Origin of the sequence: Pseudoalteromonas sp. S1727, assembly GCF_005886375.1 — a bacterium.
GTDB lineage: Bacteria > Pseudomonadota > Gammaproteobacteria > Enterobacterales > Alteromonadaceae > Pseudoalteromonas > Pseudoalteromonas haloplanktis.
Window position 1 is genome coordinate 1 of record NZ_PNDT01000078.1, and the last position, 1,695, is coordinate 1,695.

Annotated in this window: 1 protein-coding gene; it reads left to right on the forward strand. The window is 41.7% G+C overall.

The window, feature by feature from the left end:
- On the forward strand, nucleotides 1-1,468 hold a 1,468-nt coding region (locus CWB85_RS16230; protein ID WP_138555443.1), incomplete at its 5' end, for a transposase.
- Nucleotides 1,469-1,695 lie beyond the last annotated feature (227 nt).

Consider the following 1,695-nt stretch of genomic DNA (forward strand, 5'->3'; position numbering starts at 1 on the left):
CCCGGCAACACGTGAATATGCCCTTTGTTATATTGTCGAAAATAAACTCGACTTGTCGGGCTTTGACGCGTGGTATAACAACGACAAAACAGGCGCTGCGGCGTATCCGCCCACGGTGATGTTAAAAATTATTTTACTTGGCTATGCTCATGGATTAATTAGTAGCCGCCGAATAGCCAAGGCCTGTGAGAACAATATTTTGTTCATGAGTGTGTCGGGCGATATTCAACCTCATTACACATCAATAGCGGGATTCGTGGCTAAAATGCACGAGCAGATTGAACCGATGTTCACTCAAGTGCTGATGATATGTGATGAAGAAGGTTTGATAGGCCGTAACATGTTTGCCATTGATGGTTGCAAATTAAAGTCCAACGCAAGTAAAGAGTGGAGCGGTACTTTCGATGAACTTAGCCGTAAAAAAGCAAAGCTAGAACGCGCAAGCAAACGTATTATTGAACGTCATAAATCACAAGATGGACTGGGCGAAGAGTTGATAGCTCAGGATTTAAAACAAAAAGAAAAGCTGGATAAAAGTGCCGACAAAATAACAGAGTACTTAGCGACACATCAAGAAAAAACAGGCAGTAAAGGTAAGCCAGTAAAAAGTAATATTACCGACCCCGATAGTGCGAAAATGACCACCTCAAAAGGCACAATCCAAGGCTACAATGGCATTGCGATAAATGACGACAAGCACCAAATTATACTGCAAGCACAGGCATGGGGCTCAGTGGGTGAGCAACAAACCTTACAGCCAGCGGTTAAGCAATTAAAACAGCAGCTCGATAAACTCCAAACTGAAAAACAAACAGACAAACACGCCATTAAATTTACAGCGGACAGTGGGTTTAACAGCGAAGCAAACCTAGAATACATGGCGAAAAGTGGCTTTGATACTTATATTGCGGATAACCAATTTAGAAAACGAAACCCGCTGTTTAACCAGAGCGAAACCTATGAAACAGAGCAAGAAAAACGCCGATTAAAACGCAGTAAAGGCAAGCCACGCTTATTTACCTCGGAGGACTTTCATTATGATGAAGCAGCCCAAACCTGCCACTGCCCCGCAGGCAATGCCATGTGGCGAAGCGGGGTTAATGTAAACAGTCATAATCAAAAGTACACGCGATTCTGCGGTTATTTAAAAGATTGCAAAGTATGCCCACTGCAACAGCAATGTATGCGAAAGCCACCAATAAAAACTGGGCGGCAAGTGCAGTTTAAAAATGATGAATCGCGTAAAAAGCTAAGCTACATTGACAAAATGAAGGTCAAAATAGATAGTCCAATAGGGCGACGGCAGTACAGTAAAAGACTTGGCTGTATAGAACCGGTGTTCGGGAATATTACCGTCAATAAGGGCATGAATAAACTGACCTTACGGGGTCAAACGAAAGTGAATGCGCAATGGCAACTGTATTGCCTTGTTCATAACATAGAAAAGCTGCAAAACAGGCTGCATTAAAAAGGTAAGCTACTACCTCTCCAAATAAGCCACTTAAACACCTGTTATACCTTCCAAAACACAATTAAAGCAACAGCAAATCCTCTATTTATATTTGACGTAAGATCGAAGTAACCGATTGAATCAAAATAGGAAGTCGGCTATGGTTAATGCATCAATAAAAATAAATTAAAAACGAGTTATTCTACAGGCTCGTTAGATGTAAGAGTCATGAGATGCACAGATCT